This window comes from Rheinheimera pleomorphica, from assembly GCF_011634895.1.
In the GTDB taxonomy this organism is placed as follows: domain Bacteria; phylum Pseudomonadota; class Gammaproteobacteria; order Enterobacterales; family Alteromonadaceae; genus Alishewanella; species Alishewanella pleomorphica.
Genome location: NZ_SIRR01000007.1, coordinates 98794 through 124971 on the forward strand (window position 1 = coordinate 98794; position 26178 = coordinate 124971).

The following is a 26178-nucleotide window of genomic DNA, read 5'->3' on the forward strand; positions in this document are numbered from 1 at the left end:
GGCTATTGACGGGCGAAATTTAATCATCTACCTTTTGTAAGCGCTTACATTTATGTTGCAGGTACCTTTTTGGTATGGCATTTCAGTCAGCAGGTAGCAAAACCCAGGGGATGAGAATAAAAATGAAACAACTTTCAGCGTTAACCGCCGTGCTTATGGCGGCCGGCTTAGCCGGATGCGGTGGCGATGTCGCCACCAATACCGATGTTAATGCGGTTAACCCCACCGAGCCGGTCAGCGACTGGCAATTAGTGTGGAGTGATGAATTTGATGGTAGCAGTATCGACAGTAACAAGTGGACCCACGAAGTAAACTGTGCCGGCGGTGGTAACAACGAAAAACAGTGTTACACCGACAGCGCGGATAACGCTTTTGTCGCCGACGGTAAGCTGCATATCGTCGCACTGCCGGCGCCAGAGGGCTCACCGCTGCCTTACACCTCGGCACGGTTAAACACGAAATATCAGGGCGATTTTAAATACGGCCGTTTTGAAATGCGCGCCAAGCTGCCCTCTGGTCAGGGTGCCTGGCCAGCGTTTTGGATGCTACCCACGGATGAGGTGTATGGCGGCTGGCCAAAGTCCGGCGAAATCGACATTATGGAAGCGGTAAACCTGAAAACAGTGAATGCCGAAGGCGTGGCCGAAGCCAATGTGCACGGCACCCTGCATTATGGCCGTGACTTCCCCAATAATGAAAGTTCAGGTAAAGCCTATTTGCTGCCGGATGACATTAACCCGGCCGATGATTTTCATACCTATGCCATAGAGTGGCAGGAAGGCGAAATTCGCTGGTATGTTGACGGTTATCTGTATCAAACCCAGCGCGCCTCTCAACTACGGCGCAATGCGGACGGTATACCCGTGTCTTTAAGCCACCGTGGCTGGTTTGCCGAGTATTTTAATATTGCCAGTGGCGAGCTGGAAACCCAGTGGAATGCCGCACCCTTTGATCAGCGCTTCCACTTGCTGTTAAACCTGGCGGTAGGCGGTAACTGGCCAGAGAATGTGAATAATCTGGGTATTGACGCTGAAGCCTTTGCTGATGGTCAAACCTATGAAATTGACTATGTACGGGTATACCAGTGCGGACAGGATTTAGACAGCGGTAAAGGCTGCGAAACCATACGCGCAGGTTACGATGATGCCGAGACGCTGGTAGAAGGTAAGGCACCAAATCCGCCGCCACCGCCAAGTAGCATTCCACAAAACCTGACCATTTTCAGTGGCACGCCTAACCCGAACTGGCCGGCCTGGGATTGCTGTGGTGGCTCAACCCCGGCCCTGGTTGACGATGCCGAGTTTGGCAGCGTGTATGAATTTGTCGTCGGCGCCCAGCCTACGGTAAACGGTTTTATCAGCCGTACCGAATTTATTACCGATGAAAATGGTCAGGCCAGCCCGTTTGATGCTACAGGCTTAATTGAACGCGGCAGCATCAGCTTTGATATGCAGGTCGTGTCGCCGCCAAATGATACGGCGTCTACCTGGATGTTTAAAGTTGAGAGCGACAACAGTTTTACCGCCGTTGAAATTCCGTTGACCAACGGTAGTGATGGCGTTGCGCCGGTGACCGGCCAGTGGCAAACCTATAGCTTCCCACTGCAAATGTTGGCCGATGCCGGCCTGGATTTAGCGGCGATTGATGTTGTCATGGTCTTCCCGGCCTGGACGACCGGTGAAGGTGCGGTATACCGCGTAACCAACGTACAAATTGCTCAGCCGGTAGAAAACATTGCTGTAGATATTTATACCGATGGTGAAAATGCCGCCTGGGCCATGTGGAACTGCTGTGGCAACAATGAACCAACAGAGCAGTTTGACGATGAAGCTCATGGTTTAGTGGCCGAGTTCAGTATTGGCGCCGAACCAACAGTGGTGGGTTTTAACAGCCGTGAAAATATCGGTGCGGGCGAGCCTTTCGATGCCTCAGCCATACTGGCAAACGGCCTGGTGCAGTTTGAAATGAAGGTAGTAAATGCACCGACTAACCCGGATTCGAGCTGGATGTTTAAAATTGAAGCTACCGCCGGCGAAACGTTGTCAGCAGTAGAGGTGCCGTTAAGTAATGGTAGTGGTGGCGTGGAGCCTGTCACCGGTGAGTGGGCTACATACACTTTTAGCTTACAAAGCCTGTTTGATGCCGGCTTAGATATCAGCGCCATAGATGTATTAATGGTATTCCCAGCTTGGGGTACCGGTGACGGTGCGGTATTCCGGCTGGATAACGTACGCATCTTTGACCCTAACGCAGTCAACAGTGAAATTACCCTGTTCCGTCATAATGTTGCCAGCAACTGGAAACTATGGGATTGCTGTGCAGGCTCTACGCCACAGCGCGTGTTTACCGACGAGCCTTACGGTGCGGTAGCCCAGTTTGAAATTCTGGGCTCGCCAGAGACCGTACTGGGTTTCCAGGCGGATACTGATGTGTCGCATGATGCCTCAGCCATACTGGGCAATGGTGCAGTGCGCTTTGATATGCGCGTGGTAGGTGCACCGTCAGCCCCTGATGTGGAATGGTTCTTTAAAATCGAATCGTCCGGCGCAGCGACTGCAGTAGAGCTACCGTTAACAGCAGGCGGGCCAGCACCGGTAACGGGCGAGTGGGCTACTTACACATTCAGCCTGCAGAGTTTATTTGATGCTGGTTTAGATATCAGCGATATCAACGTACTGATGGTATTCCCGGGGTGGGGCACTGGCCAGGGTGCGGTATACCAGATTGATAACGTTGAAATTTCTAAAAACTAATTCAGCACGGTGAGATAATAAAAATGCGTAAATCAACCTTATTTAATAAAAATCGTGTCGCGCTTGCCGTGTCTGTGGTGTTAGGTGCCGGCTTGCTGTTGCCTGCTCAGGCTCAGCAAACCGAAACGGAAAATAATGCCAAAGACGTTGAAGTCGAAGTGATCCAGGTAAAGGGTATTCGTGGCTCGCTGGCGCGTTCAATGGACATGAAACGCGACAGCTCGGGCGTGATGGATGCCATTTCAGCAGAAGAAATGGGTAAGTTCCCCGATACCAACCTGGCCGAATCGCTGCAGCGTATTACCGGCGTGTCGGTAAGCCGGGCCAACGGTGAAGGCAGCCAGATCACTGTGCGGGGTTTTGGTCCTGAATTTAACCTGGTGACGCTTAATGGTCGTCAGATGGCGGGAACGGGGTTTTCACGGTCATTCAACTTTGAAAACTTATCCTCCGAGGGCGTCAGCGCGTTAGAAATCTACAAGACCGCCCGTGCCGATGTACCCACAGGTGGCCTGGGCGCAACGGTGAATATTGTTACCGCTAAACCTTTGCAAAACCCGGGGCAGCGTTACTCTTTGATGGCAAAAGGGCTGCATGACAGCTCAAATAAAGCCGGTGATGATCTGACGCCTGAACTTGCGGGTATCTACAGCAATACCTTTATAGATGACCGTTTTGGCGTTAGCGCTAACTTTTCCTTCCACCGCCGGGACTTCCAGCGTCAGTCAGCCAATGTGCGTTCCTGGCAGCTGAACCCGTCTTTGTCGGTAGATGAGGCGGATATTGTTGATGGCCGGCCAGTGGATGCCAACGGCGACGTTATTCCCCGTTTCTTCAGACCCGATGAAAACGGCGATTTACAACCTGTCTCAGCTGCATTCTTTCCGCAGGAAATCAGTTTCGCCCGCGATGATATTCAGCGTGAGCGCACCAATGGTCAGGTAACCTTGCAGTTTGCCGCTACGGATAATGTGATCCTGACGCTGGATCACACTATTTCCAATGCGGTGACTGGCAATAACTCGCTGTCCTGGGGGGTATGGAACGGCTCTTTCGGCGGCAACGCCAATGCCTATGAGTTGGATGAAAATGGTACCGCCATTTATTACAACTCATCTGGCGATGATGGCTCTTTTACCGGCTTTAGGGAAACCAGCGAAGTCGACTCCAAAGCCACTGGCTTTAATGTGGCCTGGGCGTTTTCTGATGCATTAAGCTTCAACTTTGATGCACATACATCTAAAACTACCACGGACAATGGCAAAGATAAGGGCATCGGGGCGCAAGCGCGGGTTATTCTGGGCTCGGCGGCGCTGTCATCGAAGGAATATTTTTTCCGCGACGGTGATGTTCCTGGTTACAACATCCGCTGGCAAAACGGCAGCAATGAACTTAGCCCGAATGAAATAGGCTCGAACTTCAGCATCTTCACCCGCACGCCGGGTGAATCAGAAGTGACGCAGTATCAGTTTGGCGGCGAGTGGCTGCCTGAACTCGGTTATGGCCTGGCGGCTGTGTCATTCGGCGCCGCTTACACCGAACAATCGCTCAGTGGCTCTGGCGGCTCTAACAACGCCAACGCGCCGGGCTTTAACAATGGTACCTTTGCTGAAATCTTCCCGGATAGCATGTTTACCCGGGTTGACCTGAGTGACTTTTTGGATGAGTTCTCCTTCGGTGCAGGTGGGGTATCGCCTGGCTATGCCTACACCTTTAATATCGATGAAGCCATTACCCGGCAACTGGCAGCGCTTACTGCAGATGTACTGGGCGCTGATGCCTACGAGATAGGCACTTTCGGGCCAGACATGTTTCCGGTGAATCGTATTGAAGAAGAAACCGTCAGCCTATATGTATCAACTGAGTGGGAATTTGAAGTTAAAGGTTTCTATGTCGATGTAAACCTGGGTTTGCGCTACGAAGAAACCGACATTGTCAGCCCGGCGAAAAGCCGCGTGCCTGAATATGTGTATTGGGCCGGTGGTTCAGAGTGGCTGACTCAGTTCGCCAGCGGTGGGGAACTGGTAGAGGTTGAGTTCACCGGTAACTATGACTTGCTGCTGCCGATGTTTGACGTCAAAGTAGATATTACCGATGACTGGGTGGGACGCTTCTCGGCAGGCAAGAGCATTACCCGGCCCACCCTGGGACAAATGCTGGGTAATCTGAGTCTGACGCCTTCACCTAAGATTGGCGCCCGCAGTGGTAGCCGTGGCAACCCTAATCTGAAGCCATTTGAGTCAACCAACCTGGATCTGTCGCTGGAGTATTACTATGGCGACGCCAGCTATGCCGCCATAGGGCTATTCTGGAAAGACGTTGACGATTGGATCGATAACTCACAAGTTACTACCACCTTCGAGGGCTTGCATGACGTGTATCTGGGCCAGCGTTGGAATGATGCAGTTGCCGCTATTGAGGCACGTGGCGAGCAGGCTACCGACGGCGCGATTTACAATGAAATCGTGGCCAATGGCGTGGGGTTAGGTGAAAACAACCGGGTATTACCAGACCCTAACACCGACCCGTTGATTCAGTGGACCATTAACTCGCCAGAAAACGTAGGCTCCAGGAGAGTAAACGGCCTGGAGTTTGCGGTGCAGCACGTGTTTGGTGACAGCGGTTTCGGTACAGGCATCAATGGCACCCTGGTAGACGGTGATGTCGAGTACGATAATTTCGTGCTGGCGGCACAGGCAATACTGCCAGGCTTAAGTAACTCGGCCAACTGGCAGGTGTTTTATGAGAAACACGGCTGGTCAGTCAAGTTAACCGCCGCATGGCGTGACGAGTATCTGGCCGGCCAGGGCCAGCCAGACACCACCGACGCGCCGCCAAACTATGTTGAAGAATATCTGCAGTGGGATTTAAGCGTTAACTACGCGGTAAACGACAACCTGACGGTATTCTTCGAAGGCATTAACCTGACCAACGAAACCGAGCGCAGCTTTGGCCGGTTCGAGCGGCAGTTCTTAAGTGCGGCGCAATACGGCCCACGCTATGCCATAGGTGTCAGATACACCATGGGTAATTAGCCCAGTCCAGCCTGGCTCATCAGGCTGGTAAGCCAGGCATCAAAGCCTCACTGTTAGCAGTGGGGCTTTTTTTATGGCTTGGGTTTAGCCAGAGGCTGTTGCAGTGTTCGGTATGCTTTACTTTGGTAAAGGCCGGATAAAAAACTGCCGGCTTTCGCCGGCAGAACACACACACGAGAGAAATTAAGGTTGTTATTCGGCAGGGCAGCGCAGGTCTGCGCTATTCGCTTTGCCGGGCAGCAAGCGGATATCGGTAAAGCTTAGCTCTACCGCGCCACTGGCTTGCAGCGATAGCGGGGTAAAGATTTGGCTGAAATCTGCGCCTTGTTTGGCAAAGCAGGCTAAATCGACACTCAGGCTATGCCAGCTGGCTTCTGGCAGGGAACGCAGTGTTGGCGTAATGTCGACACTGGCGTCGCAGCTTTGTGCGCAGCTCATGCCCAGCAGTACTTGCTCTGGCAGGTTGCCACGGTACTGTAGCTCTACTGTTAAGGCGCTGCCGGCCTCGGCATAAGCGCGTAAATCGGCTGGAAAAGCGCTGGTTAAACTGACTTTAGCCCCACCGCTAAAGCTTAAGCGACGGGCATCTTCCTGTACCTTGTTGTCAAAGGTACGCACGGCGATATTGCCCAGTTGCGCCACGCTGCTGTCCATATTCTGGCTTTGGCCATCACTGTGCAGTACCAACTGATACGGTGGTTTAACAGCGCGCTCAAACAACACTAAATCGTCCAGGCTGTTATCGGCCGCTACCTGCTCGTTCAGGCTGTTGCTTAAGCTGCTGGGCTGGCCATAGCGCAGGCCAAAGCCATACGGCAGCAATGGCTGATACTCTGCATCACCGACGTTAGCATGTTGCTGTGGTGTGGCCGGCCAGCTAAAGGATAACTTACCGTGGAAGTCCTTATTTATACTGCCATCAGCGCTCGCCATGATGACATCGGCGACGCCGGCGCCTTCACTGCCCGGCAGCCATACCGCGACAAAGGCATCAGAGGCGTTAAACTCTGGATTTACCCACAGTGGCCGGCCGCTGATAAACAGTGATACCACTTTAATGCCATCGGCCTTAAGCTTACGTAACAGGGCTAAATCGGTTTTATTGCCGCGCTGGTACTCGAGGTTGTCTAAATCGCCATTACCTTCGGCGTACGGCTGCTCACCAAATACCACTACAGCTACATCGGGCTTTTGCTGGTAGCTGCCATCCTGGCTTAGCTCTACTTTGCCACCGGCAGCGTCAACCGCCTCTTTTATACCGTCATAAATAGAGCTGCCACCGGGGAAGTCGCTGTTACTGTTGCCCGTGCCCTGCCAGCTTATGGTCCAACCGCCGGATTGCATACCGATATTATCCGCGCCTTCACCGGTGACCAAAATACGTTGATTCGGCTTCAGGGGCAGTATGGCATCGTTGTTTTTCAGCAGCACCAAAGACTGCTGCACGGCCTGGCGCGCTACGGCACGATGCTCGGCCGAACCAATCAGCTCGGTCTTGCCCGACAGCGGCCGCTTAGCCGGGCTGGGTTTATCAAATAAACCGGCACGCAGCTTAACGCGTAAAATGCGACGCACCGCATCGTCGATACGGCTTAGTGGAATGACGCCGCTTTCAACCTGGGCAATTAAATTGTAATACAGTGGTTTCCAGGCCGGTGTCGGCACCATGTACACGTCTAAACCGGCCAAAGCCGCCTGAGCACAGTTGTCGTTAGTACAGCCCGGAATTTGGCCATGGCCGTTCCAGTCGCCGACGATAAAACCATCAAAGCCCATGCGATCTTTTAACACGTCGGTCAGCAGATACTTATCACCATGAATTTTGCTGCCATGCCAGCTGTTAAACGACGCCATCACCGACTGAGCGCCAGCTTGTAAGCCGCCAACATAACCCTGAGCATGAATGCGGAATAAATCCTGCTCGCTGGCAATATTGTCGCCCTGATCGTCACCGCCAACGGTACCGCCGTCACCGACAAAGTGTTTTACCGTACTGATAACCCGCTCATCACCTAAAAAGTCGGCGTCAGCCGCGCCCTGCAAGCCGGCAACAATAGCGGCGGCGTAATCATGCACTATGGCGGGGTCTTCCGAGTAACCTTCGTAAGTGCGGCCCCAGCGGTCATCGCGCACCACGGCTACCGTCGGCGCGAACACCCAATCAATGCCGGTCACCATCACTTCGCGGGCGGTAACGCGGGCAATCTGTTCGATTAACGCCGGATTATTGGCCGCACCCAGGCCGATATTGTGCGGGAATAAGGTAGCGCCGATGACATTGTTATGGCCATGCACCGCATCGGTGCCCCACATCGTTGGTATAGTGCTGCCGTCCAGGCTGTCATCTACAGAGGCTTGATACATCGCCTCGGCCAGTGCTATCCAGTCGGCTGGAGTGGCGTGCTTGTTGTCATTCGGAAAAGCACCGCCGCCGTTTAAAAACGAGCCAAAGCCATACTTACGCATATCCTCAACAGTAATGTCGCGAATTTCCGGCTGGATCATCTGTGCCACTTTTTGTGCCAGTGTCATGCCGGCCAGCATTTCGCTGATCCGTTGCTCCGTTGCCGGGTCCTGCGCCACCGGTAAGTTTAACTGTGGCCAGATAGCGGCAGCGCGCTGGGCATCGCTGCTTGTTGTCGCTGCCGGCTTATCTGCGCTGCCGCAGGCAGATAGGATCAACGCGCAGCTAAGTGCCAGTAAAGAGGGTTTAAACTGAGCTGTCATTCGATACTCCTTCAGGCAGTGGTTTTGGGTTTACTGCCCACAGCGCCATACCAGGCGATGTAGACATAACACAGCAATGGAATGATAAAGGCCAGTTGCACGCCAAAGTTATCAGCCAGCGCCGCCTGCGCCAGCGGCAGTACCGCGCCACCTACGATAGCCAGACATAAAATGCCTGAGCCCTGGCTGGTATGCTGTTTTAAACCGGCAATCGCCAGGCTAAAAATGGTTGGGAACATAATAGAGTTGCACAGGCCAACCAACAGCACAGCAAACATCGCCAGCTTGCCGCCGCTCAGAATGGTGACCGCCAGTAATAGCACCGCACAGACAGCATTAAACGCCAGTACCTTGCCCGGTGCCAGATACTGCATCACCACAGCGCCGACAAAACGGCCCAGCATGGCACCGCCAAAGTACCAGGCGATATAGTGCGAGGCCGTTTTGGCCTCCAGCGCCCCAATATCCGGCTGGGTAATAAAACTGACCAAAAAGCTGCCAATACCCACTTCAGCGCCAACATAGACAAAAATGCCCAGTGCGCCCAGTACCAGATGACGGTACTGCCAGGCTGCACCGGTCACGGTTATATCGGCATCTTTTTTGCCTAATTTGGGTAGGCGTAAAAAGGCAAAAATCAGCGCCATTACAATCAGGGCTGTGGCTAACAATAAATACGGCAGCTGCACGGTAGATTCGGTGACTTCGCCCGGTTTAGGCGCGTCCATACCACCAAATATCAGCCAGGCGCCAAAAAACGGCGCTACTGTGGTGCCCAACGAGTTAAACGCCTGTGTCATGGTTAACCGGCTGGAAGCGGTTTCTGGCTTGCCCAGCACACTGACATAAGGGTTGGCGGCGACCTGCAAAATGGTAATGCCACTGGCCAGTACAAACAACGCCAGTAAAAACAGTGGGTAATAGTGCGCGGCGGCGGCCGGGTAAAACAGTAAACAACCGGCACCGGCGATCAGCAGGCCGGTAACGATGCCCGATTGGTAACCAATGCGGCTAACCAGCATGCCCGCCGGTACCGACACGACAAAATAGGCGCTGAAAAAGCAAAACTGAATAAGCAACGCCTGGGTGTAATTCAGGTCGAATAAGCCTTTTAAATAAGGTACCAGGATGTCATTTAAGCAGGTAATAAAGCCCCAGATAAAAAACAACGAAGTTAATGACGTTAGCGCAAAGCGGTAATTGCTCTGGCCTGGCGCTGTCTCGGCGATAGCGTCGTTAGTGAGTGGTGATGCAGCCATCTTGTCCCCCGTGATGCATTTTTATTGACGGCGGCAAAACCGCCGTCTAGTATGATGTAAGCGCTTTCATTTATAGCATATATCCTGCTGTTAGCAATAATTTTGTTGCCTGTGCCTGGCACAGCAGCCCGTTTGGAACCTGGCAAAACAGATGAAGATAACCTTAGCTCACACCTCACGCCTGCTACGGCCTGATTTTATATTTGGCGTTGCCACTGCCGCTTTTCAGATTGAAGGCTCGGCCGATAGCCGCGAGCCCTGTATCTGGGATACCTTTTGCGCCACACCCGGCCGGATTAAAGATGGCTCTGATGGCCTTACTGCTTGCGATCATGTCAAGCGCTGGCGCGAAGATGTTGAGCTAATCGCCGCGCTGGGGGTGGATGCCTATCGCCTGTCATTGTCCTGGGGGCGTATTATTCGCCGCGACGGCAGTATTAATAGCCAGGGGCTGAATTTTTACCTGCAGCTACTGGACGCATTAAAAGCACGTAATATCAAGGCCTTTGTTACGCTGTACCACTGGGACTTACCGCAGTATCTGCAGGATAACGGTGGCTGGTTAAACCGCGATACCGCCTATAAATTTGCTGATTATGCCAAAGTGGTGGCGCAGGCTTTCGGCGACAGGGTGCACTCTTACGCTACGTTAAACGAGCCATTTTGCAGCGCTTATTTAAGCTATGAGGCCGGTATCCATGCCCCCGGCGTGCAAAACCGTCAGCAGGGCCGGCAGGTAGCACACCATTTATTACTGGCACATGGCCTGGCCATGCAGGCATTACAGCAATACGCACCGCAGGCGCTAAATGGCATAGTGTTAAACTTCAGCCCCTGCCATCCGGCGACAGACAGCGAAGCGGACCGCCGTGCCGCCCGGATGGCCGATCAATATCATAACCACTGGTATATTCAGCCATTATTAGAAGGTTGTTACCCGCCGCTGTTAAACGAGCTGGCGCCGGAAGATAAGCCGGAGATACAAGACGGCGATATGGCCATTATTGCCCAGTCACTGGACTTTCTTGGTATTAACTACTACACCCGCACCGTGTATCGCGCCAATAGCAAAGCCTGGTTTAGCGATGTGCCGCCGACACAGCCGCCGCTTACCGATATGGGCTGGGAAATTTATCCGCAGGGGCTAACCGAAATCTTACTGGCGATGCACCGGCGTTATACGCTGCCGCCGGTGTATATCACTGAGAATGGCGCGGCTATGCCTGATAAGCTGGAAAACAACGAAGTGCAGGATCAGGCTCGCGTGGTCTATTTTCAGCAGCATTTGCAGGCAACAGAAGACGCCATCAACGCCGGTATGCGTATCGACGGTTATTTTGCCTGGAGCCTGATGGATAACTTTGAATGGGCTGAGGGCTATGCCAAGCGTTTTGGGATAGTCTATGTTGATTACGCCACGCAGCAGCGTACGCTGAAGGCCAGCGCGATAGCGCTGCGTGATGTGTTTGCCGGGCGCAAAAATAACTAACAAAGGCAGGGCAGCGGCGATGCTGACAAAGCGCGAAAAAGTGGCCTATGGCCTTGGCGATACCGCCAGTAATATCGTATTTCAAACGGTGATGCTGTTTTTAACCTTTTTTTATACTGATATTTTTGGTATTTCGCCGGCGGTGGTTGGCAGTATGTTTTTACTGGTGCGCATTGTTGATGCGGTAACTGACCCGTTAATGGGCGCACTGGCCGACAAAACCACCAGTCGGCATGGCAAATACCGGCCTTATCTGCTGTGGCTGGCGCTGCCGTTTGCACTGTGCAGCGTGCTGGCCTTTACCACGCCCGACTTATCTGCCAACGGCAAAGTGATCTATGCCTTTGCAACTTATACCTTATTAATGTTGGCCTATACCGCGATTAATATTCCGTATTCAGCATTAGGCGGGGTGTTAACGGCAGATCCAACCGAGCGGGTGTCGGTGCAAAGTTATCGTTTTGTGTTTGGCATGCTGGGCGGCTTGCTGGTAACGGCCTGTACCTTGCCGCTGGTGAATTTTTTTGGCAACGGCGATAACGCTAAAGGCTATCAGCTAACGATAGCGGCGATGAGCGCTTTGGGGTTAGTGCTGTTTTTGCTGTGTTTTGCCGGTACCCGGGAGCGGGTTAACCCTCCGGTGCAGCAGCAACTGACACTGCGCGGCAGCTTTGCCTCGCTGTGGCAAAACGATCAATGGCGTATTCTTTGTGTGGCGGCGTTTTTTCTGCTAACCGGCATGGTACTGCGCACCACGCTGGCCATTTTTTACGTAAAGTATTTTCTTGGCCGTGAAGATTTAATCACCGCTTTTGTCACGCTGGGTATGATTGGCAATATTGCCGGTTGCGCCGCAGCACAGTGGCTTAGCCGTTATGTCGATAAAGTAAAAGCCTATATTGGCTTACAGCTGATTTCGGCAGCCATCTGTGTGCTGAGCTTCTTTGTTGGCAGCGAACAACTGACACTGGCGTTTGCATTGTATTTTTTCTGGGGCTTCTTTTTGCAGATGGCCACGCCACTGTTGTGGGCGAAGATGGCGGACACCGTGGATTACGGCCAGTATAAAACCGGTATCCGCATTACCGGCCTGGTGTATTCCTCTATCGTATTTTTTATCAAGTTAGGATTGGCGCTCGGTGGTGCCCTGGCCGGCTGGCTGCTGGCGTTTTATAACTATCAGGCCGATGTCGCTCAAACCGCTGCCACACAGCAGGGCATTTTACTCAGCTTTACGATATTGCCGGCTATTGGCTCGGTGCTGGTGGCGCTGGTGATGAGCCGGTACCGTTTACACGGCGAGCGGGTGTTGCAAATTCATCAGCAGTTGCAGCAAGCTGGTGACAGCGCAGCACAGCATGCTAAAGTAAGCGCTTAATTGTTAATACACTGGCAGGCAAGCACACGGGCAGGCGATGGCAACGATTTATCAGGTTTCAGAACTGGCAGGTGTTTCACTGGCGACAGTATCGCGGGTAATGAACAACAATGCCCGTGTCAGCGAGGCGACGCGTAATAAAGTGCTGGCAGCGATGGATCAGCTGGGTTACCGGCCTAATTCTATTGCCCAGTCGCTGGCATCAAACCGCTCAAACAGTGTGGGTATACTGGTGTCTGAATTACACGGCCCGTTTTATGGCGAAATGCTCAGCGGCATCGAAAACGAGTGCCGTGCCGCTGGCAAGCACGTTATTATCGCCGCCGGCCACAGTGAAGAGGCCAGCGAAATAGACGGTATCGAATTTCTGATCAGCCGCAGCTGTGATGCACTCATTTTGCATGTTGAAGCCGTGTCAGATGACTATTTAATTAAGCTGGCGGCGGGCAATATCCCTGTGGTACTGATTAACCGTTATATCCCGCAACTGGCTGACAACTGCATTTGTTTAAACAATGAATTAGGTGGTTATCTGGCCACTAAACAACTGCTGCAACAAGGTCACCGGCAACTGGCTTATATTGCCGGCCCGATGTGGAAAAGTGATGCGAAAGATCGCTACGCCGGCCACTTAAGAGCGATGGCCGAATACGGGGCAACATTTAACCCGGCATTATTTGCCGAAGGTGATTTTCAGGACAGCAGCGGCAGTGCTTGTATGCAGCAGCTGCTGGATAAAAAGCTGCCGTTTACCGCCTTAGTGTGCGCTAACGATGAAATGGCTGCCGGCGCGATGGAAGTGGCGCGTCAGCAGGGTTTACAAGTGCCGGAGCAGTTATCGATAGTCGGTTTTGATAACCTGATTTTAGCGCGCTATATTCACCCCAAACTCACCACCATCGATTACCCAATTGGCGAAATGGGCCGCATGGCCGCACGCTGGGTACTAAAGCATATCTACCAACAGCAGACGTTAACGCTGAAAAACGTGTTTGAGCCGGCACTGGTTTGCCGCGAATCGGCCTGCGCACGCTAGTTATAACATTCGCAATACGTTGGTCACAGCTCAAGCCTTGCCCCCTCAGTTGACAAAATGACCAATGGTCACTAAGCTTTCAGCATAAATGACCATTAGTCACTTTTGAGGAAAGCATGAATACTGCAACAGCTGCCGCTACCGAAACGCATCCGGCGTTTGCGCAATTTTCCGCCTGTCTGGCACAGCAGCGACTGGCGTATCATGCTGACCCTGTACCGACACTGGCGCAACGGCTGGCCAATTTAGAGTCGCTTAAAGCGCTGATCCGCGATAACGAAGCGGCGCTGGTCGAGGCCGTAAATGCTGATTACGGCAGCCGCTGCCGCTTTGAAACCCGCTTCTCAGAGATTTTAATGGTACTGGAAGATATCGCCCGCACGCAAAAGCAGCTGAAAAAATGGCTTAAACCGCAAAGGCGCCATATCGACCGGCTGCTGTTTCCCACCTCCAGCTGCACTGTGATACCACAGCCGCTGGGCGTGGTCGGCGTGATAGTGCCATGGAACTTCCCGATTATGCTGGCGTTGGCACCGCTGGTGGCCATTTTTGCTGCCGGCAACCGGGCTATGGTGAAGATGTCAGAAAACTCAGACCAGTTAGCCCGGCTACTGATTAAACTGACGCCACAGTATTTTCCGGCCGATAAGCTGCAGTTTTTCGCTGATGATAATGGCAGCGGGCCGGCGTTTTCCGCCCAACCGTTTGACCACTTATTTTTTACCGGCTCGGCGCAAACCGGCCGCGCGGTGATGGCCAGTGCGGCCAAAAACCTGACCCCGGTCACACTGGAGCTGGGCGGTAAATCTCCGGCGGTGGTCGCGCCTGATTTTCCGCTGCATAAAGCCGCTGACCGTATTTTATGGGCTAAAGCCTTTAATGCCGGCCAAATTTGCACCAATGTCGACTATCTTTTTCTGCCGGCAGGCAGCGAGCAGGCCTTTACTGAGCTGGCGCTTAAACTGATAGCACAGCGCTACCCCGACATTAACAGCAACGATTACACCGCCATTATCGACGAGCGTGCTTATCAGCGTTTGCAGGCAACGCTGGATGATGCAATTCTTAAAGGTGCCACTGCCGTTAACCTGATGCCGGGCCAGACTGCTGCACCTGGTTCACGAAAATTTGCGCTTACCCTGCTGTTTAACGTCACCGACGATATGCAGGTGATGCAGCGCGAAATTTTTGGCCCGCTGTTGCCGGTGAAAACCTACAGCGATGCCAGCGAAGTGATTGCCTATATTAATAGCAAACCACGACCACTGGCGTTTTACCCTTTCACCCATGATAAAGCCTTGCAACAGCGCTATCTGGCTGACGTCATGTCGGGTGGCGTGACCATTAACCATGCTATTTTACATGTTGGCCAGCATGACTTACCCTTTGGCGGCATTGGCGACAGCGGTATGGGGCATTATCATGGCTATGAAGGCTTTTTAACGTTCAGTAAGCTGCGGCCGGTGTTTAAGCAGGGCGCTTATAACAGTGTCAGCATGCTGCTGCCGCCCTATGGCAGGCTGGCCGAAAAAATGACCGACTGGCTGATTAAACTAAAAGGCTGAGCATGAAACAAAACGCCATTACAGCAGAGGCCAAAGCACAGCGGCGTGCTGATTTTCTGCGCTCGGCCAGAGCCTTATTTTTACAGCAGCAGCGGCTGCCGGCAGTGGCCGATATTGCCGCTGACACCGGTTTAGCCAAAGGCACTGTGTATCGCTACTTTCAGAGCAAAGAGCAGATTTTCCTCGCACTGCTAAGCGAAGACTTTGCTGCTTTGTTTAGCCAGCTGGAAACGGTTGTTACTGCACTGCCGCAGCCATTCGTCGCAGCGGCGGAGCCCTTCGCCAAAGGTTATCTGCGCCTGCTGCAGCAGTCCGACAGCCTGCTGCCGCTGTTGGCGCTGTTAAATGCGGTGCTGGAGCAAAACCTGCCGCAGCCACAGTTACTGGCATTTAAACAGCAACTGGCGCAGGCACTGGATACGCTCGGCGCCCAGTTAGCAAAGCGTTTTACCGAACTGACAGCAACCGGCGCCAGCCAGTTATTACTAAATAGCTATGCATTAACGCTGGGCTTATACCAAAGCACCCGCTTGCCACCGGCGGTGCTGGCGCTGCTGCAGCAGGCCGGGCTGAGCCAGTTGCAGCGTGATTTTAACACCGAGCTGCACTACGCCCTTATTGCACTGTGGCGCGGCACTGTCAGCTAAGTTAACTCAGGGTTGGTTGTAGGTTAGCTGCAGGGGCCGAGCCATTTTCCCTGCTGTTGCATAGTCATTTGCTGGGGTTTGCCGTTATGTGTGGTGTTAACCCGCAGCTGGCCTTCGTAGGCTTTGCGGTTAAGCAGGCGGAATTCACCTTCGCCTTTGCTAGGCGGTTTGGTATTGCACTGAAAGCTTATCTTAAAACTGCCATTTTGCTCAGTAAGCTGTTGCTGGCAGCCATCTTGTTGCGGTAGCTGGCCTTTAGCAATGTCGTCAGCACTTAAGCATACCTCTATACTGCCGCCATTCTGGCCAATCGCCATGCCCTGGCTTTGCATCATCGCTTCCATCATTTGCCGCTGCTGCGCCGGCATCGCTGCCAGCTGCTTTTGCATTTCGGCCATCGCCCGCTCTAACTCGCCGTCAGCACTTTGCAGGGTAAAACTGTGCTGCCAGCGGCCCGGCTCCATCTCCAGCGTTGGCGCCGCCAGTGTGGCGCTGCTGACGAACAAACTTAGCAGTATTGCTGTTGCTTTCATGCTTGGCTCCTTGTCGCACTAAATGCTGCTAACCATAGCTGGCCGGCAGCGGCTTTTCCAGTTAGCGACTGACACAGTTGACCAGTGTCTGATACTCATCAAAGGCAAAGTGATCGGTCATGCCGCTGATAAAATCCTGCAATAGCCGGCAGCGGTAGTACAGCTCTAAGGCGCTGTCCTGCGGCTTTAGCGCTGCGACGGCCAGTTGATAAGCCGCCAGATGTTTTTTCGGTAAACGGTGCGCCAGCCGTTGCGGCTGCGCCAACTGGTAACCCTGGTTTTGCAGCACCGCATTAAAATTGGCGCCGGACAGCTGCAGTAACGGCAGGTAGCTGTCGAGCACGCCGCTGATAATACGAAAGCCCTGCAGCTCCGGTGTTTCTACCTCGGGCTGGTTAAACACAAACTGGCGCGCGACCTGTTTAAAGCTGCTGGTAATGGCATGGTACTGACTGTCATCTTCCAGCAGGGCACGGTTTAGCGTGCCGTGATACACAGCGGCGATATTATCGATAAACTGGGTGGCAGCGTGGCGCACCAGCGGGTGGATTAGCTTAACGCGCAGGCTGATAAAAAACGCTGAGGTTTTATTAATCGGCTCATCGCAGGCGCTTTGCATAGCGCTGTGTAACAAAGCCGCAAAACTTTCACTGCCGCCGCTGTGGGTGGCAATTAGCCGGCCTTGCGGCTCCAGCTGGCTAAATGCCCGGTTCAGCTCGGTTGCCAGTTGCTCAAGGCTAAGCAGACCTTTTTCTACCGCATCTTCAATATCCGCCAGACAATAGGAGATATCATCAGCCGCTTCCATAATATAGGTCAGCGGATGGCGGCAACCGGGTGCAATATCCAGCTGCTGCCATAACTGCGTTACCAGCTGGCGCTCGGCAAAATAGTAGCCCGGCTTTTTCTGCAAATAGCTCAGTGGCTGTTGTTTATCCGGCTTAGCGTCAGTCGCCAGCCGGGTGTATTTTAAAATGCAGGCCAGTTGCGAGTACGTCAGGTTCATCCGTTGCAGGCTATGTACCAGCCTTATCGCCTGGGCATTGCCTTCAAACTGCTTAAGTTCTGTGCTCAGGCCTGGCCACTGTGGATCCTGTGTCAGGCCATGCTGCTGCGTCAGTGCTGGCAACGCCGCAGCAAACCAGGTGTTGATGGCCGTTTCGCCACTGTGGCCAAACGGCGGGTTACCAATATCGTGCAGCAGACAGGCCATTTCTACCAGCGACTCTATCGGCCGCTCCAGCTCGGTTAAACCGCATTCTGCCTGCTGCTCAGCGGATAATAAGCGAAAGATGGTTTGCACGATAAAACGGCCGCTTTGTTGCACTTCCAGCGAGTGGGTTAAACGGCTGCGCACAGCCGCATTACGCTCCAGTGGAAACACCTGGGTTTTTTGCTGTAAACGGCGCACGGCAGCTGATTGGATAATGCGGCCGCGGTCACTTTCCAGTGCCAGCTGCAACTCAGAGGTGCGGCTTTGTAGTGGCCGGTCGGCTTTAATTTTCAGGCGAAAATCCATGCTTAGTCCCTGCTGTTAATAAACTGCGGCAAATCAAACTCGCTGAAACAGCGGATTTTATGATCGGCTATGTCAAATTTACTATGCTGCCATTCATGCGCAGCCGGTATAGCAATAACGGTCATGCCGGCGGCTTTGGCAGCGGTTACGCCAGCGAATGAGTCTTCAAATACCAGGCAATCTTGTGGTGAAACGTTCAGCTTTTCGGCTGCTAACAGGTAGATATCCGGTGCCGGTTTGCCTTGTTTTACCAGCTCCAGATGGCAATGCGCATTAAAGTAATGACAGATTTGCAGTCGCTGCAAAGTGGTATCAAGCAGTTGCTTTGGTGAATTAGTGGCAACCGCCATTTTAAGCTGCTGTGAGGCAATGCTATCAAGTAAGGCTGGCAAGCCGGTTTTGGCTTCGCCATTTGCAGCGATGCCGCTGGCCACAAAGTCGATGATATGCTGATGCACCTGTTGCTCATCCGGGCCGGGCCAGGGCTGGTGCTGATACCAGTGCGCAATAACGCTGGCGGTAGTCAGGCCTGTGCTTTGTAATAGAGGCGGTCGGTTAAAATCAACCCCAAGGCCGCCTAAAATAACCTGCTCGGCCTGGTTCCATAACGGCTCTGAGTCAATCAGCACGCCGTCCATATCAAAAATAACTGCCTGAAACACATAGCCTCCGCATTTTCTACGGCAAAACAGCAGCATAACACGCTGTTGACAGCGATTCAGCCTGTTGGCATACAGGCTTTGCGTGAAGCGGCTTATTTAAGGTTCAGACGATAAATATCGCCATCTGCAGCCTGACGTTGTACTAGCAATAGCGACTGACCAACTAATTGGAACTGGTGCACAAAGTCGTCGCGTGCTGGCCAAATTAACTGCTGGGTGTTATCTGACAGGCGGTAACGCCAGATACCGGCCATGTCTTTGCCCACGCTCAGTGCTGGTCGGTAATACACAATGTTGTCGGCGTTAAGCTGCCAATTTAACCAGTTTACTTTGTCAAAGTCGTTAATCAATAATCGTTCTTCGGCGGTATCAAGATTGCGTAACCACAGACCATCCTGATGATACTTGCTGTAAAACAGCTGATTTCCCCTCATCACACCGCTGTAACCGCCGGTCGTTGTTAGTTGACGGTGATGTTGCGTCAGCGGGTTGAAATACCATAGTTGCCAGTCACCGGACATTGAACTGCTATACAGAATGCCGCCGTTATCATCGGGATAGACGTTGAACACTTTTCGCTCCGGCGGCAGAATTTGTTCTGTATCTCCGGTTTCACTGTCAACCCGGTAGGCGGCAAATTGTTGGCTGTAAAACAGGTAACGGCTGTCTGCAGACCAGCTGAGACGCACAAAACCGGGTGTTGGCTGAATATCAGCCAGTAAGCGAGGGGGCTGGTTATCACGACTTAGCCAAAGTTGGTATGGGCCCAACCGGGTACTCAAAAATGCCAGCTTTTTCTGGTCTGGTGCTAAACGCGGCATTGCATCATGCCGGCTGCTATTGTGCATAGCAGTGGCACTGTCGCTTGTCAGGTGGTATTGCCAGATGTCGCCATATTGCCGGCTGACGGCGTAGTATAGTTGGCCGTTTTGCAACAATACCGAGTTAATATAGTCTCCGGCATGATGCAGTAAACTAAGCTGTTTGCTGGATAAATCGAAGCGATATAGCTGTTCCGAACTGGCCAGGATCAAATGTTGCTCTGACTGCCAGACCATCGCCTGAACTGCGATAGGTAAAATAATGCTGTTTAACTGTTGCAAGGTGTCGCGCTCAAATAGCATCAATGTGGTCTGTTGGGCGGACTTATAGCGAGCGATAGCGAACTGCTTAAGGTCAGCCGACAATGCCATTGCGATGTCGCCGTTGCTGGCTATGATATCTGGGTTCAGACTGAGCTGTGTATGCTGCTTATTGGCAAAATTATAGAAATACCATTGATAGGGCTTACTTTTGTCTTGGCGCTGGCGGTAGTAAAGGCCGCTTTGATCGGGGCTCCAGAATAATTTGAGCTGACTGTCTGCCGTACAGTTGAACAGTGGGCTTAGCTGCTGCAGGCTGATACTGTCGTTAAGCTTAGTCAGTGCGATCTGGCAAGATGCATCCTGCAGGCGCGCCGCTATGTGCTCTCCGTCAGGACTGATTGCAGCAAAGTTAAGCTGTGTCGGTATTTCTATCTGTTTGATCAAGTCGCCGTGTTGCAGTGTCAGTTCAGAACGCTGTTGATGGTAATGAAAATAGAGCAGCTTTGTATCGTTGCTGCCGGTTAAATTGTATTCTAAGCCTGGCAGGCTGCTAACCGGTACCGCAGTCAGCGGCGGTGGCTTTGTCGTTGGCGAATAGAGCCAAAACAACGTGATTATACATGTTAATAATATAAACCCAGGCAAAAGCAGGTAGCGCCGCAGTGGCCTAAGCGGCCTGGTCAATATAGTTGCTGTTTCAGCTGTTTCAGGTAGAGGACAGCCGTTAATCTCGAGTCTATAGCCACTTTTATTTAGGGTGTGTACCACCATCTGGCCTGGCAGCAACTGCGCAAAAGCTTTTCGTAATTGAGATATTGCCCTTTGCACTGCACTGTCGCTAACAATCCGTCCTTGCCAAACGTGGTTAAGCAACTGTTGGTGGCTGGCAAAGTGGTCCGGTGATACTAGCAAATAACACAGCAGGGCGCAGACTTTGGGCTCAAGTGTCAGTGTGTTTTGCTGATCGCTGAGTTGGCGTAGCTGGCTATCAAACGTCAGTCCGGCAAGCTGCCAGTAGCGGGGCATAGTGTCCGGGGTATATTGTTCAGCGCTGGCGGACGGCATCAGTGAATCCTCAGGAAATCATCAGCATTTATGGCATAGATTTGAAGTAAATTGTGTTTAAGTATGCGCTGGCTTGACATAATTAACATGGTAGGAACATAGGAACATGAAACCGGCTTACAATTTTGTTGCAATACTTTGCTTGGCAATGCTGACATTAACAGGCTGTAATTCATCTGACAACTCTGATACTGCCGTTGCGGCTGATGATAGGTGGGTAGAACTGGGCGAGCGTCAATATTTGTTAGCACTGCCACAGTCGTTTGACGAAAATAAAATTTATCCGCTAATAATGGCGTTTCATTTTTCTGGCGGCAGTGCAACAGCAATGGCGCAGCTAACACGGCTACATAAACTGAGCGACGATTACATAGTGGTGTACCCACAAGCCCAGGTAGAAGAATGGAATGAAGGTTGTGATTGTAATAAGCCTGCCCGACTGAAAATTGATGATGTTGGTTTTGTTGATGCGATACTGGCTGACATGGCTGCACGATATAAGGTTGACCCTGATAGGGTTTTTGCCACCGGCTATTCGCAAGGCGGGCTTTTTGTGCAAAATTTAGCCTGCAAGCGCAGTGATGTATTTAGAGCAGTTGCAGTAGTGTCAGCGCCCATGTCAATGCAGCTGGCGAGCAATTGTGCGCCAACTAACCCGATTTCTGTGCTTATGATCCATGCCGCTAATGACGAGGTGCTGCCATTTAACGGTCTGGCCCATAGTAACTTTGGCCTCATTGGCTCTGTTGAAGCCGCTCAGCTGTGGGCAGCGCATAATCAACTGCAACTGGACTCAGAATGGCAGCATTTAGCTGATGATATCAGGTTGCGCTCATCGGATGGCACTGATTACAAAGTAACTCTGTATAGCCCGGCAACCGGCGGTCACAGTTGGGGCTTTGCCGGTCTGGACAGTTCGGAAGAAGTGCTGGCGTTCTTCGCCGGTCATTAGATGCAGCACAACGCCGTTACAACCAGCCTTTTTGCCGGGCAATGCGGGCAGCATCAATGCGGTTGGCGGCATTAAGTTTGCTGATGGCTTCGGATAGATAATTGCGCGCAGTACCCTCGGCAATATACAGCGCGGCAGCAATGTCGCTGGTGCTGTGGCCATCGGCGGCCAGGCGAAGCGCCTGACGCTCTTTCTCCGTTAGCGGGTCTTGCTCACCCAGCGAATTTAACAGCAGCTCGCTATCTATTACCCGCTTACCGGTCATCACCTGGTTAATCGCGCTAACCAATTGATCCACTGGCGCATCTTTTAATAAAAAACCGCCGACGCCGGCATCAATGGCCCGTTTCACATAACCAGCCCGGCCAAAGGTGGTGATAATCACCACTTTTGTTGGCTGTTTCTGTTGTTGTATATATTGCGCCAGCTCAATGCCTGTTTTGCCCGGCATTTCTATATCGCTAAGCAGCAAGTCAAATGGCTGCTGCTTTAACTGTTGCAAGGCTGCCGTGCCGTCTGCGGCTTCAGTAACCTGAAAATCAGCTTCAAGGCGTAGCAAACTGGCCAGTGCGGTACGCACCATGGCCTGATCTTCAGCCAGTAAAATCTTCATTGTGCGCTCTCCTGCAATGGCAGCCCAATACAGGCTGTTAAGCCGTCCTGTTGTTGTAATGTCAGGGTAGCTCCTATCGCCGCTAACCTTTCGCGCAGCCCGGTAATGCCGTTACCTTCTTTAATCTCTTCAGTTTGACCGTTGTCGCTAAGGCAAACGCTAAAGCTGGTGCCTTGCTGCATAAAATGCAGGCTGCAACTGTCACCTTTGCTGTGGCGAATCACATTAGTCACCAGTTCTGTTAGCGCCAGTATTAAGGCGGTTTCACGCCGGCTATCGAGTGTGGGCAGTTCGCCTTGCAATTCAGCCTGAAAACCCGCATCACGCAGCCGGCTTAGCAGCTTATGCACTTCGGCTGCCAGGCCCTGATGTTTATAGCCCGACACACTCTGGCGCACCTGACCTAACGCTTCACGGGCAATCTGGCTCAATTCACTCAGCTGCTGTTGTGCCGCCTCGGCTTGCTGGCGCGCTAGCAGCTTTTCTGCCAAATCGGCTTTCAAAATAATACTGGATAAGGTGTGGCCGAGTATATCGTGCAAATCGCGGCCAATGCGTTCACGTTCAACCATGGTGGCCAACTGCTTAATTTCATCTTCGCTTTTGTGCTCGGCCAGTCGGTGCCGTTGTTTTGCTTGTTCTGCCCGGCCTAAAAAGCTTACCGCCAATACGACAGGGATGCCCATAACAAGAAACATATTCCAGTGAATGGTCAGAGTGAGCTTTAATAAGACGAGTAACGCTATCATCAGTGCCATTAACAACAAATAACGCCGCAGCGGGTAAGCAAAACCGATAAAAAAGCTGGCATAGGCAAACATGGAAATTGAGCCGGAATTTACCGGGGTAATTAACGCCGCCACCAGCACGATACCGGCAATGGGCCAATGCATCTCGCTACGTCGGCTGCGATAGGCCCAGAAATAGCAGACTAAAAACAGTAACAAGGCCGCAGCCATACTCAGGTACTGCCATACGGCAAAACGCATACTTACCAGCGGAATAAAATAAAAAATCAGGTTTATCAGATAAACCCAGCTCAGTTTGCTCTCCAGCTTGTCGTACGGTTGCATCCGTTTCTCCTGCTATTGCCTGCCCACCAGTGTAATCAGCTTGCCCCTTAGTGCGCCAGTGACAAAGGTCATATTCCAGCATGACAGTTGTCAGGCGCAATTGTTGACAACTGCCAGCTGTGTCGCTGCGCCCCAACACCTACACTGGCCACAACAAAACGCACTCAACCACACAAGGGGTCATCATTATGAAAACATTCAACATCAGTATCCGCACGTTAGTATTGGCACTGGGTTTAGGCAGCGGTTTGGTCAGCCAGCCGGCCACAGCACAAGTGCAACCTGTTGCCAGTGCACAACAAGCACAGCATGCCTGCAACTGCTTTAACGTTGAGGTGGTTGGCCAGGGCCCGGCGGTCATTCTTATACCCGGGCTGGCGTCATCCGGCACAGTGTGGCAAAGCACGGTAGATGCATTAAAAGCCGATTATCAGCTGCATATTTTTACCCTGGCTGGGTTTGCCGGTGTGGCGCCTATTCCGATGCAAAATTGGGGCGAGGGTTATCTGCCTTTACAACAGCACGCCATTTTGCGCTATATCCGCGAGCAGCAGTTGGATAAGCCAGTGGTAATTGGCCACTCGCTGGGCGGGTATTTGGCGCTGGCACTGGCCGCAACCGCGCCAGAGCAGATAGGCGCAGCGATAAATGTCGATGGTTTACCGGCCCTGGGCGCACTCTTTGCCGCCAACCAGGCCAATAACAGCGGCGATACTCAGCAGCCTCAAGGTAGCTTTGACCCGATGGCCATGGCGAAAAGTATGGCCAACAACGAGCAATGGCAGCAGCGCATCGTGGCTGATATGTATCGCTCGGACGGCATGACCTCTGGCCGGGTAATGGGTGAGCTGATGCGGGCAGATTTACGGCCACAGCTGGCGAATATTAGTGTGCCTGTATTAACCCTGGGGGCGCTGCAGCATGGCGCACCGTACAGCACACCTGAGCAAGTGCAGGCAAATTACGAACAGCAGCTTGCCAATGCTCCGGCGCAATATCATCGCTTCGCTTTTGCGCCTGATGCTAAGCACTTTATTATGGCCGACGCTCCGGACTGGTTGAATCAGCAGATAGTGCAGTTTTTACAACAGCAGATTGGCGGAGGTGCAAAATGATACAGCAACCGCTACAAGTAACAGGCCTGATAAAACGTTATGGTGCTAACACTGTGCTGGCCGGCGTTGATATTAGCGTCGCAGCCGGTGAGGTGCTGTGTATTCTCGGTCCGAATGGTGCCGGCAAAACCACGCTGATCTCAGCCATCTTAGGCTTAGTAAACGCCGATGGCGGCGAAATACGCCTGTTTGATCAGCTGCTATCGGGCAGTCAGCGTAGTGTTGCGCTGCGTCAGCAGCTGGGCGTAATGCTGCAAATCGGCAGCTTAAGCGCCAATTTAACCGTATTTGAACAGTGCAATTTGTTTAGCAGCTACTACCAGCAAGGTTATAGCGCTGCCGAGTTGGTGCAACTGGCCGGGCTTTCGCAACACAGCCAACAGCGCTTTGGTCGCTTATCGGGTGGCCAGAAACAACGGTTATTGTTTGCCTTAGCACTGGCTGGTAAGCCTAAACTGCTGTTTTTGGATGAGCCAACACTGGGCATGGATGTCGAGGCTCGGCGTATTTTATGGCAGCAGGTTAAGCAGCTGCAGCAGCAAGGTGTTGCTATAGTGCTGACCACCCATTATCTGGAAGAGGCCGAACAACTGGCCGATCGTATTGCGGTATTACACCTAGGCAGCATTGTTGCTAATGGCAGCCCCGCTGAGCTAAAAGCCTTAACCCAGTACAAGGTTATCAGTTGTCGCAGCACATTAACGGATGAGGCTCTACTCGCGCTGCCGGGTGTATTGCAGCTGCAACGGGACAAAGATATGGTTCGCCTGCAAAGCAGCCAGGCTGAGCAAAGCGTTAAGGCACTGTTGTTGGCAGACCACAATGTCAGTCAGTTAGAAGTGCAACCTGTGGCACTGGAGCAGGCGTTTTTACAACTTACCCAAACTCACAGCACACCACAGGAGCGCGCCGCATGAGCACAGTACATATTTACCGCAACGAAGCCTGGTACGACTTAGTCAGTGTCTGGCGTACGCCGGGCTTTGTGTTACCGGCATTAGCGTTTCCCACCGTATTCTATCTGTTTTTTGGCGTGTTGTTTAACAGCGGCGCTGCCAGTGCTTATATGCTGGTCACCTATGGCTGCTTTGGCATTATGGGCCCGGCGATGTTTAATTTTGCTATCAATATTGCCAGCGATCGCGGCCACGGCTGGCTAACATTAAAACGGTTATCACCGATGCCGGTAGCGGCGTATCTGCTGGCAAAGTTTTGCACTGCTCTGGTATTTTCGCTAATCATCATCCTGCTGCTGTTTAGTATCGCTGTGCTGTTTGCCGGCGTGCAGCTACAGGCTACACAATGGCTGCTGCTGGCACTGGTGTTGCTGCTGGGGACAGTGCCCTTTGCTCTGATTGGGCTGATATTAGGCTTAACGCTAAGCGATAAAGCTGCGCCCGGTGTGGTAAACCTTATTTACCTGCCGATGGCGCTGCTATCCGGCCTCTGGTTGCCTATTCATCTGTTTCCGCAGGTCATGCAGTACGCCAGCTGGATCTGGCCTAGCTATCACTTATCGCAGCTTGGCCTGAAAGTCATTGGCATGGATCAGGGCTATGCGCTGTGGTTGAACCTGTTAATTCTGCTGGGCACCAGCCTGTTGTTAGCCATACTGGCGGTGTGGTCGTTCAAACGAATGACCACCGCCAAATCCTGACTGCGGCAGATAACG

General features: G+C 52.5%; 19 protein-coding genes and 1 pseudogene. 11 read left to right on the forward strand and 9 right to left on the reverse strand.

Annotated features, from left to right (window positions below):
• Window positions 1-122: 122 nt before the first annotated feature.
• Together EYB30_RS07525 and EYB30_RS07530 are read left to right on the forward strand one after the other, a co-directional pair.
• Entirely contained in the window at window positions 123-2753 is a 2631-nt protein-coding gene (locus tag EYB30_RS07525) for a glycoside hydrolase family 16 protein (RefSeq protein ID WP_241697994.1), read from the forward strand.
• 23 nt (window positions 2754-2776) lie between these two features.
• Entirely contained in the window at window positions 2777-5788 is a 3012-nt protein-coding gene (locus EYB30_RS07530; protein ID WP_166838304.1) for a TonB-dependent receptor, read from the forward strand.
• 192 nt (window positions 5789-5980) lie between these two features.
• Here EYB30_RS07530 and EYB30_RS07535 read toward each other — a convergent pair whose 3' ends face one another.
• Together EYB30_RS07535 and EYB30_RS07540 are read right to left on the reverse strand one after the other, a co-directional pair.
• Window positions 5981-8515, reverse strand: a complete 2535-nt coding sequence (locus tag EYB30_RS07535; protein ID WP_166838305.1) for a glycoside hydrolase family 3 protein — start codon at window positions 8513-8515, stop codon at window positions 5981-5983.
• Between the two features lie 11 nt (window positions 8516-8526).
• Window positions 8527-9774 carry a sugar MFS transporter gene (locus tag EYB30_RS07540; RefSeq protein WP_166838306.1) on the reverse strand — a complete coding sequence of 416 codons (1248 nt, stop codon included), beginning with the start codon at window positions 9772-9774 and terminating at the stop codon, window positions 8527-8529.
• A gap of 151 nt (window positions 9775-9925) precedes the next feature.
• On the opposite strand from EYB30_RS07540, the gene EYB30_RS07545 reads away from it, so the two are divergent.
• The 5 genes from EYB30_RS07545 to EYB30_RS07565 all read left to right on the forward strand — a co-directional run bounded on the left by EYB30_RS07545 (window position 9926) and on the right by EYB30_RS07565 (window position 15889).
• A complete protein-coding gene (locus tag EYB30_RS07545) occupies window positions 9926-11263 on the forward strand; it encodes a GH1 family beta-glucosidase (protein WP_166838307.1) in 1338 nt (445 codons plus the stop codon).
• Between the two features lie 19 nt (window positions 11264-11282).
• Window positions 11283-12641, forward strand: a complete 1359-nt coding sequence (locus tag EYB30_RS07550) for a glycoside-pentoside-hexuronide (GPH):cation symporter (RefSeq protein WP_166838308.1) — start codon at window positions 11283-11285, stop codon at window positions 12639-12641.
• Window positions 12642-12678: 37 nt separating this feature from the next.
• Window positions 12679-13677 (forward strand): LacI family DNA-binding transcriptional regulator, encoded by a 999-nt coding sequence (locus tag EYB30_RS07555; RefSeq protein WP_166838309.1) that lies wholly within the window; start codon window positions 12679-12681, stop codon window positions 13675-13677.
• A gap of 116 nt (window positions 13678-13793) precedes the next feature.
• Window positions 13794-15242, forward strand: coding sequence for a coniferyl aldehyde dehydrogenase (locus EYB30_RS07560; protein WP_166838310.1), 1449 nt, complete (start codon window positions 13794-13796; stop codon window positions 15240-15242).
• 2 nt (window positions 15243-15244) lie between these two features.
• A complete protein-coding gene (locus tag EYB30_RS07565; RefSeq protein WP_166838311.1) occupies window positions 15245-15889 on the forward strand; it encodes a TetR/AcrR family transcriptional regulator in 645 nt (214 codons plus the stop codon).
• 23 nt (window positions 15890-15912) lie between these two features.
• Here the strand turns inward: EYB30_RS07565 and EYB30_RS07570 are convergent, their stop codons facing one another.
• The 5 genes and pseudogenes from EYB30_RS07570 to EYB30_RS18795 form a co-directional block, all read right to left on the reverse strand.
• Window positions 15913-16422 carry a DUF3617 domain-containing protein gene (locus EYB30_RS07570; protein WP_166838312.1) on the reverse strand — a complete coding sequence of 170 codons (510 nt, stop codon included), beginning with the start codon at window positions 16420-16422 and terminating at the stop codon, window positions 15913-15915.
• A gap of 61 nt (window positions 16423-16483) precedes the next feature.
• Complete coding sequence (dgt, locus tag EYB30_RS07575; RefSeq protein WP_166838313.1) at window positions 16484-17941, reverse strand: dGTPase; 1458 nt, start codon at window positions 17939-17941, stop codon at window positions 16484-16486.
• A gap of 2 nt (window positions 17942-17943) precedes the next feature.
• Entirely contained in the window at window positions 17944-18603 is a 660-nt protein-coding gene (hxpB, locus tag EYB30_RS07580; protein WP_166838314.1) for a hexitol phosphatase HxpB, read from the reverse strand.
• Window positions 18604-18695: 92 nt separating this feature from the next.
• A complete protein-coding gene (locus tag EYB30_RS07585) occupies window positions 18696-20297 on the reverse strand; it encodes a TolB-like translocation protein (RefSeq protein ID WP_241697995.1) in 1602 nt (533 codons plus the stop codon).
• 135 nt (window positions 20298-20432) lie between these two features.
• Window positions 20433-20753 (reverse strand): annotated as a pseudogene (locus EYB30_RS18795) (winged helix-turn-helix domain-containing protein); the annotation flags it as partial.
• A gap of 106 nt (window positions 20754-20859) precedes the next feature.
• Here EYB30_RS18795 and EYB30_RS07590 point away from each other — a divergent pair.
• A complete protein-coding gene (locus EYB30_RS07590) occupies window positions 20860-21705 on the forward strand; it encodes a CE1 family esterase (protein ID WP_166838316.1) in 846 nt (281 codons plus the stop codon).
• Between the two features lie 16 nt (window positions 21706-21721).
• On the opposite strand, the gene EYB30_RS07595 is transcribed toward EYB30_RS07590, so the two are convergent.
• Both EYB30_RS07595 and EYB30_RS07600 read right to left on the reverse strand, forming a co-directional pair.
• Window positions 21722-22318: a response regulator transcription factor gene (locus tag EYB30_RS07595; RefSeq protein WP_166838317.1), complete on the reverse strand. Its 597-nt coding sequence runs from the start codon at window positions 22316-22318 to the stop codon at window positions 21722-21724.
• On the reverse strand, window positions 22315-23391 hold the full coding sequence (locus EYB30_RS07600; RefSeq protein WP_166838318.1) for a sensor histidine kinase: 1077 nt from the start codon (window positions 23389-23391) through the stop codon (window positions 22315-22317). Before EYB30_RS07600 ends, EYB30_RS07595 begins: the two co-directional genes overlap by 4 nt.
• Window positions 23392-23579: 188 nt before the next feature.
• Between EYB30_RS07600 and EYB30_RS07605 the strand changes: the two genes are divergently transcribed.
• The 3 genes from EYB30_RS07605 to EYB30_RS07615 are packed head-to-tail and all read left to right on the forward strand — an operon-like array spanning window position 23580 to window position 26163.
• Entirely contained in the window at window positions 23580-24506 is a 927-nt protein-coding gene (locus tag EYB30_RS07605) for an alpha/beta fold hydrolase (protein ID WP_166838319.1), read from the forward strand.
• Window positions 24503-25423 (forward strand): ABC transporter ATP-binding protein, encoded by a 921-nt coding sequence (locus EYB30_RS07610; protein ID WP_166838320.1) that lies wholly within the window; start codon window positions 24503-24505, stop codon window positions 25421-25423. The genes EYB30_RS07605 and EYB30_RS07610 overlap by 4 nt, the downstream gene beginning before the upstream one ends.
• Window positions 25420-26163: an ABC transporter permease gene (locus tag EYB30_RS07615; RefSeq protein WP_166838321.1), complete on the forward strand. Its 744-nt coding sequence runs from the start codon at window positions 25420-25422 to the stop codon at window positions 26161-26163. The genes EYB30_RS07610 and EYB30_RS07615 overlap by 4 nt, the downstream gene beginning before the upstream one ends.
• Window positions 26164-26178: the final 15 nt, after the last annotated feature.

Bases quoted from the DNA above. Each gene is read 5' to 3' on its own strand.
- EYB30_RS07545 (WP_166838307.1), top strand. From the start codon at position 9,926: ATGAAGATAACCTTAGCTCACACCTCACGCCTGCTACGGCCTGATTTT.
- EYB30_RS07525 (WP_241697994.1), top strand. From the start codon at position 123: ATGAAACAACTTTCAGCGTTAACCGCCGTGCTTATGGCGGCCGGCTTA.
- EYB30_RS07615 (WP_166838321.1), top strand. From the start codon at position 25,420: ATGAGCACAGTACATATTTACCGCAACGAAGCCTGGTACGACTTAGTC.
- dgt (WP_166838313.1), bottom strand. From the start codon at position 17,941: ATGGATTTTCGCCTGAAAATTAAAGCCGACCGGCCACTACAAAGCCGC.
- EYB30_RS07570 (WP_166838312.1), bottom strand. From the start codon at position 16,422: ATGAAAGCAACAGCAATACTGCTAAGTTTGTTCGTCAGCAGCGCCACA.
- EYB30_RS07595 (WP_166838317.1), bottom strand. From the start codon at position 22,318: ATGAAGATTTTACTGGCTGAAGATCAGGCCATGGTGCGTACCGCACTG.
- EYB30_RS07590 (WP_166838316.1), top strand. From the start codon at position 20,860: ATGAAACCGGCTTACAATTTTGTTGCAATACTTTGCTTGGCAATGCTG.
- EYB30_RS07610 (WP_166838320.1), top strand. From the start codon at position 24,503: ATGATACAGCAACCGCTACAAGTAACAGGCCTGATAAAACGTTATGGT.
- EYB30_RS07560 (WP_166838310.1), top strand. From the start codon at position 13,794: ATGAATACTGCAACAGCTGCCGCTACCGAAACGCATCCGGCGTTTGCG.
- EYB30_RS07600 (WP_166838318.1), bottom strand. From the start codon at position 23,391: ATGCAACCGTACGACAAGCTGGAGAGCAAACTGAGCTGGGTTTATCTG.
- EYB30_RS07530 (WP_166838304.1), top strand. From the start codon at position 2,777: ATGCGTAAATCAACCTTATTTAATAAAAATCGTGTCGCGCTTGCCGTG.
- EYB30_RS07555 (WP_166838309.1), top strand. From the start codon at position 12,679: ATGGCAACGATTTATCAGGTTTCAGAACTGGCAGGTGTTTCACTGGCG.
- EYB30_RS07540 (WP_166838306.1), bottom strand. From the start codon at position 9,774: ATGGCTGCATCACCACTCACTAACGACGCTATCGCCGAGACAGCGCCA.
- EYB30_RS07605 (WP_166838319.1), top strand. From the start codon at position 23,580: ATGAAAACATTCAACATCAGTATCCGCACGTTAGTATTGGCACTGGGT.
- EYB30_RS07535 (WP_166838305.1), bottom strand. From the start codon at position 8,515: ATGACAGCTCAGTTTAAACCCTCTTTACTGGCACTTAGCTGCGCGTTG.
- EYB30_RS07550 (WP_166838308.1), top strand. From the start codon at position 11,283: ATGCTGACAAAGCGCGAAAAAGTGGCCTATGGCCTTGGCGATACCGCC.
- EYB30_RS07565 (WP_166838311.1), top strand. From the start codon at position 15,245: ATGAAACAAAACGCCATTACAGCAGAGGCCAAAGCACAGCGGCGTGCT.